The 6,134-nt window shown below is 43.2% G+C and carries 8 protein-coding genes; all 8 read left to right on the forward strand.

Annotated features, from left to right (window positions below; translation table 11 throughout):
• Positions 1 to 192: 192 nt before the first annotated feature.
• Positions 193 to 2,067: an ASKHA domain-containing protein gene (locus BLR65_RS28325; RefSeq protein WP_093798127.1), complete on the forward strand. Its 1,875-nt coding sequence runs from the start codon at positions 193 to 195 to the stop codon at positions 2,065 to 2,067.
• Positions 2,068 to 2,345: 278 nt separating this feature from the next.
• Positions 2,346 to 2,684 carry a hypothetical protein gene (locus BLR65_RS28330; RefSeq protein WP_093798129.1) on the forward strand — a complete coding sequence of 113 codons (339 nt, stop codon included), beginning with the start codon at positions 2,346 to 2,348 and terminating at the stop codon, positions 2,682 to 2,684.
• A gap of 327 nt (positions 2,685 to 3,011) precedes the next feature.
• Complete coding sequence (locus tag BLR65_RS28335; RefSeq protein ID WP_143122695.1) at positions 3,012 to 3,233, forward strand: hypothetical protein; 222 nt, start codon at positions 3,012 to 3,014, stop codon at positions 3,231 to 3,233.
• Between the two features lie 56 nt (positions 3,234 to 3,289).
• Complete coding sequence (locus tag BLR65_RS29325) at positions 3,290 to 3,643, forward strand: hypothetical protein (protein ID WP_143122696.1); 354 nt, start codon at positions 3,290 to 3,292, stop codon at positions 3,641 to 3,643.
• Between the two features lie 198 nt (positions 3,644 to 3,841).
• Positions 3,842 to 4,324, forward strand: coding sequence for an MBL fold metallo-hydrolase (locus BLR65_RS28340; protein WP_093798133.1), 483 nt, complete (start codon positions 3,842 to 3,844; stop codon positions 4,322 to 4,324).
• Between the two features lie 602 nt (positions 4,325 to 4,926).
• The gene (locus BLR65_RS28345; protein WP_093798135.1) at positions 4,927 to 5,388 is read left to right on the forward strand and encodes a hypothetical protein; all 462 of its coding nucleotides are present in this window, start codon (positions 4,927 to 4,929) and stop codon (positions 5,386 to 5,388) included.
• On the forward strand, positions 5,385 to 5,627 hold the full coding sequence (locus BLR65_RS28350) for a hypothetical protein (protein WP_093798137.1): 243 nt from the start codon (positions 5,385 to 5,387) through the stop codon (positions 5,625 to 5,627). The genes BLR65_RS28345 and BLR65_RS28350 overlap by 4 nt, the downstream gene beginning before the upstream one ends.
• 249 nt (positions 5,628 to 5,876) lie before the next feature.
• Positions 5,877 to 6,134: transposase family protein (locus BLR65_RS28355; RefSeq protein ID WP_143122697.1), on the forward strand; the 258-nt coding region annotated here is incomplete at its 3' end.

The raw sequence follows: 6,134 nt of genomic DNA on the forward strand, positions 1-6,134 counted from the left end.
TTGTTATGCATGTTATAATCATAAAAGTAAAAAGTATGCTTTCCTTTGGATTGTTTGGTTTGGCGATTAAACAATACCATAAAAGACATACTTTTTGCTATTTTTTTTGCTTTTGTAGAAAAATCTTTAGCCATCGCGACTAGCGATTTCGTTCTTTTGTTGACTTCCGGATAGTGACGGAGGAGTGGAAATATGACTGGTTGCGAACGGGGTAACAAATCCAAGGTAATCATTGAGTACCAGCCTACAGGCAGGCGGGTACAGGCCGAAATCGGCCAGACGGTATTGGCAGCAGCCCTGGGGTTGGAATTATTTTCGCATGGTATCTATGCTCCGTGCGGCGGCAAAGGACTGTGTGGTCAATGTCAGATAAGACTGGTTAGCGGCCAATTGACAATACCCTCAGAACATGAAAGCAAGAGGCTGTCAAAAGAGCAGCTAGAACAGGGATATCGACTGGCGTGCCAAGCCCGGGTATTAAGTGATTGTAAAGTAGAATTGCCGGTAACATCGCTTATTGGCCGTCAACAACTGCAAGTAGACGGCTGTGGGGCGAAACTCGAACCAGATTATCCTGTTAGGTGGTATGCTGTAAGCAATTTGCAGAAACCAAGTCTACAATACCCACATTCTTTATGGCAGCAACTTGAACGAATAGTAGCTGAAAAATATGGCAAAACCGGGCTGGTCCCAAGTATCAGTCTGATGCGCCGCGTTGATTGCCTAGCTGCTTACGAAGACGACGCCAGGGTAGCTGTACGCGGCAATGAAATTGTGGATATTGTTACGCTTAATAGTAAATATTGTCCGTTAGGTTTGGCAGTCGATTTAGGCACGACTAAAATCGCTGCTTTTTTAGTCGTGCTTAACACGGGGGAAGTGCTGGCAGCGGACGGTATTTTAAACCCTCAAATCGCCTTTGGCGAAGATGTGATGAGCCGCCTGGCATTTGCCATGGAAAATGGCGAAAACGCCAAACGCCTGGCGGGTGCGGCGGCGGACGGTATTAATGAGTTGGCCGAGCGGCTGGCCGCTCGTTGCGGCTTTGCGGTCAGCCGGATAAGCGAAGCAGTTATTGTCGCTAATACAGCGATGCACCACTTGCTGCTTGAACTGCCGATAAAACAGTTAGCTCTTTCCCCCTATATTCCGGCAGCTACTGTTTCCTTAACAATACATGCCAGCACTATTGGGCTGAAATTAGGCTGTGAGGCCAAGGTATATACGACAGCACTCGTTGGTGGCTTTGTTGGCAGCGATCATGTAGCAATGATTCAGGCCAGTGGTATAGATAAGGCCAAGGGTGTTGTCTTAGGCATTGATATTGGCACAAATACGGAGATTGTTTTGGCCGGTAAGGGAACAATGCTGGCGTGCTCATGCGCATCAGGTCCGGCTTTTGAAGGCGGGCATATTTATCAGGGAATGCGGGCGGTTGATGGCGCAATCAGCGAAGTAAGCTTTGACAGTCACCAGAAAATTAATATTAAGACGATAGGTGCCCAGAAGCCTATCGGGTTATGCGGCTCAGGTATTATTGATCTGGTAGCCGGGCTTAATAAGGCTGGTATTATTGCCGCTAACGGCAGGCTGGATTTATCCCACCCCAGGGTTCGGGTTGTTCCCGGCGATTTGCCGGAATTCTTGGTTGTCCCCCGGTCAGCTAGTGGCTGCGGCAATGATATTGTTATAACGCAAAAGGATATTGGCGAAATTCAGCTTGGAAAAGCAGCAATCATGAGTGGCATTAATTTATTATTAAAATCTTGCGGAATTACAGTTAATGAAGTAGAAAAGGTCATAATCGCGGGAGCATTTGGTTCATTTCTGCAAATAGAAAGTGCAATTGACATTGGGATGCTGCCCCAATTACCGATTGAGCGATTTGTCCAGGTTGGTAATGCTGCGGGTACGGGAGCTTGTATGGGACTTGTGTCGATGCGTGAACGCCGGCGAAGTGAAGCAATAGCTAAAAAGATTGAGCATCTTGACTTAGCAGTATTACCGGAATTTAAACGAGAATATGCCAAGGCGTTAAAATTCCTTACATTAAAATATAGTACTTAGTAACCGCTCATTGGTAAGTATATATTATTGAGACTAATAAATGTATTTTAATGGGGTCTAATGTAAGCTTATACCAACCATTTGTGGTGTTCGCAAAATGCAATACAGTTCAGGTTTTCAGAATAGTTTTCTATAAAAACGTAAGTATCCTTAGTAATTTGTAAATATACAATTGATTTATTGTACCTCAAATTCTGGAAATATCTCAGAGCAAGGTAAGGTTCTAAATAAAAGTGGATGGTATTTACGTTACAGGAATAATTTTCTGGGGGGATGATATGCAGCATAATCGTTTAAACGGTGATTTGTTGGATGCGGCAATTGAGGATCAACGTCATCTTGCAAGTCTTTTAGATTCTTGTTCTGGTAAAAAATTTATGCAGCGTGATCGTAATATGATCATTAATAATGAGGTAACGGAGCAGCCGTTTGCATATTGCCTCCAAAATTACAGTAATTTGGATGATAGTAATAGTAATCAACGGAACGTATTTGAAACTATAAATAAAATAAAAAATATAGCGAGAGAAATTTTCGAATTAGTGGAACATGATCCTCCTACTTTGCGAAAATCTGATGATTGTGATAGGGGGCAAATACTATCGACTGATAGGTAAGTCAATTAGAACATTTGGCATTATGGCTATAGATCGCGGTCTTGATGATGATTATGAATCCTTTTGATAAAGAGTTTAGGGCGGGCATTATTGCCTTCGAAGCTTATAAATCATCCCCTTCTAGCTTCTACCAGTTTGCCGCTGAAAGCCTAATGATTCACGGGACTGGGAGGGATTGTTTGTGAATTTTGGTGACAAAGTACGATACGTGCGCAAGAAGTTTTCGTTAACTACTGAACAATTAGCACAGTTATTAAATGTGACACAGTCTATATATCCCATGTGGAAAACAATCGCCGGCAATTTGGTCGTGACAAAATTATCTTATTGGCTAATAAACTATGTATTCCCGTTGAATTCTTTCTGCGCGAAGATGTGGAGACGCTGGAGCAGATTAAAATTAATAATAAATTGGCGACGATATTCGCAGATGAAAGTTTTTCCGACTATTTCGAGGTAGTAAAACATGCTGTCAAAGCTAAGATTAGCCCGGAGGAATTGGAACAAGTGATAGCGTTTATAAAGAGATATAAAACACGAGATAATTAAACGGCGTCCTCCCTCCCTCTGACAGTTTCTGCTTTTTTATTCACCCATCTTAATATTTGGTTAAAGGCAATGAGGGCGGAATTCATTGCCTTTCCTACACTTATGCGGAGCGGCATTGCGTACTCTATTTTATAATACAAAAAGCGCTTGCTATCCATAAGGGAGGACAACCTTTCGAGCAGGATAAATGGGAGCTATATAATCTTAATGCGGATTTTTCCGAAGTTCATAATGTTACCGGCGAGTATCCGGATACGCTGAAAACGCTACAAGACCTTTGGAGTCAGGAAGCAAAAAAACATAACGCTTCTTTACGAGAAAATTCATTAGCTAAGATGGCGGGGGGAACTACGGGGGCGGTAAATGATCGAAATAGCTTTAAAATATTTTGCCGGAGTGGGGCCAATTAGTTCTGGCGCAGCTCCGAAAATTACGGTGGTATTATAACCGCTACTGCTAATATAGCAAGTGCGGCAGAGACACTTTCCGGGTCAAGTTCTAGTATTATATCGAATGAGTTTGGAAAGTATAATAGCGGTTGATCCTTCTAATAGAACAGCAATTGAGCCTTTTAAGATTTTTGATAATCTTTACTATGCCGGCGAGTTATCTGTTTACGTGTTTATTATCAAAACAGTAAGGGAATTATTCTCATTGATTCAGGCTGGGATGAGGCATATGCGGATAACTTGGCGGATAGCATGAAAAAATTGGGGCTTAACCCAAAAGAGATAAAGTATACATTGGTAACACATGGGCATTCGGATCATTACGGCGGTTCGCAATTCATAAAAGACAAGTACAGTCCGGATGCAAAAATTGCGATGAATTTGGTCGATAAAAGATTTTTATCAGTTATGCCCCATGAAACTAAATTTGGTTTCACTAGACCGAAAGTCGATATGGGACTTGAGGATGGGCAACTGATAAAGTTGGGTGATACAACCGTACAAATTCTTTTAACGCCCGGACATACTCCCGGCAGCGTTTCCATGATTGTTCCGGTTACGGATAATGGAACGCTCAGAAAGAACGCGGAAGATGTAATTGCGAGGCTTCCCAAGCCTGTTCCGAGAAATAAAGAACGGTAAGTTTATGCTTACCGTTCTTTATTCTTGTGTGCCCGGCATGGGCGATATCTTGGCGGTGAAAGTCCGCTATGCGGAAATAAAGTGATGGTTTGTTTCCTATTGATAAGTTTGATTCTTAGTACAATGCTTATTTCGAGTATCAGTATTGTCTGTCTATCAAATGACAGTATATCGGTGAGAACATATATTTAATCCCGCATCATTTGACCCGATACGGAGAACGGAACCAATGATAATGACGAAAACATGGTTAACGCGTGAAAATGAAATTGGGTGGATTTATTCTCTTACACGGATTTACTCCAACATGAAAAACGCCTAAAGCAGCCGGAACTTTGTCGGCTGCTTTAGGCGTTTTTATTATAGAAGATTTACTGATTTAAATTCAATTACCGTCTTGGGGGGCATGTATCGTCCTAACAAGTAATCAAGTGACTGGCATACGGGAATTTGAGGCATTGTCTTCAAAAGCATAAAAAGAATGTCGGCAATCCCGTCCAACGATATTTTTCGACATAGTTTTATATATTTGTTATGATCAGAACGGTGGTAAAGCATTTTTCCGTCTGAATGCTAATACCCAATTTTCAAACAATGTCAGTTTGTATACTCGTTTTGCAGCCGAAGGTCTTGGCGGCGACAAAATTGGCGCTGATTTTGATAAGAATTATTACAATAATAGCAGTGCAGCTACTATTGACCGTTGGGGTATTTTAATTAAAGGTAAAGGTTTTAACTATAAGATTGGCCGTCAAGATGGTGCGCTCGGCCAAGGCTTGCTTTATGATTCCACTGGTTACATGGGTAAAAATCAAGCTGCACTTGACGGTCTAATTGCTTGGGGTAAAACCGGCGATACTAATCTTACCTTCGTCGCCACTAAAGTTTGGGGAACTGGGTCCACTACCCCCGCTTATGCTATTGATGCTTCCTACAGTCCTGCAAAAGGATGGAAATTGGGGGGGACATTATCTAGACTAGGTGGTGATATTGACACTAATTATTGGGCGATAAATACCGCATACACTGACAGTGACAGCGCCGGAAACGGGGGGGCAAGATGAAAGATGCGTGTACAGCAAATCAGGCAGAACACTTAGCTGTGCTGCTGGACGAGGCGGCTGAACAAATAAAGGCAGGCCGGCGGGCGGTTTGCTCCGCATGCCGGACGGATGAACTGGCAGCCCGGCTGCAGAAGGATCGGTTTCACCTGGCGGTGCTGGGCCAGTTTAAACGGGGCAAGAGCAGCCTGATAATGCGCTGCTGGGCGGGGAGTTTCTGCCGACCAGTTCGGTGCCGGTGACAGCGTTGCCGACCGTTATTTGCCGGGAGGTATGCGGCGGGCGACAATTACGCTTGCCGCGAGCGGACGGAGACGGGCGAGTTTGCCGACAACCCGGAACTGGCAAACTATTTGAACCGGTTTGTCGCCGAAACGCTGGTCGTTGCTGTGCGCCAGTCCAGTTAGCCAGGGGATGTTCATGAAAAATAAGTTATAAAAAAAGAGGAAAAAAGAGAGAAATAGAAAATATAAGGCAATGAGGTGAAGAAGATGGAAAATCTCATTGCGATATTAGAAAAAGTGTCAGATCCACGACAGGCATGGAAGATTAAACATAAGCTATCGGACATATTACTCATCTGTTTATTTGCAGTAACCTGTAATGCTAATAGTGCGCTAGAAATCTATGATTTCGCGGTTAGCCGAAAGCAATGGCTTAATACGATCCTTTCTTTGGAAAACGGTATACCAAGCCGTTTAACCTTTGCCAGAGTGCTGCAACTGATTTCACCCAAAGCATTCGCTGTG

This window comes from Sporomusa acidovorans (assembly GCF_900101845.1).
Taxonomy (GTDB): domain Bacteria; phylum Bacillota; class Negativicutes; order Sporomusales; family Sporomusaceae; genus Sporomusa; species Sporomusa acidovorans.

What these genes read in the sequence shown, in the direction of transcription:
- BLR65_RS28325 (WP_093798127.1), top strand. Translation starts at nt 193, where the DNA reads ATGACTGGTTGCGAACGGGGTAACAAATCCAAGGTAATCATTGAGTAC.
- BLR65_RS28330 (WP_093798129.1), top strand. Translation starts at nt 2,346, where the DNA reads ATGCAGCATAATCGTTTAAACGGTGATTTGTTGGATGCGGCAATTGAG.
- BLR65_RS28350 (WP_093798137.1), top strand. Translation starts at nt 5,385, where the DNA reads ATGAAAGATGCGTGTACAGCAAATCAGGCAGAACACTTAGCTGTGCTG.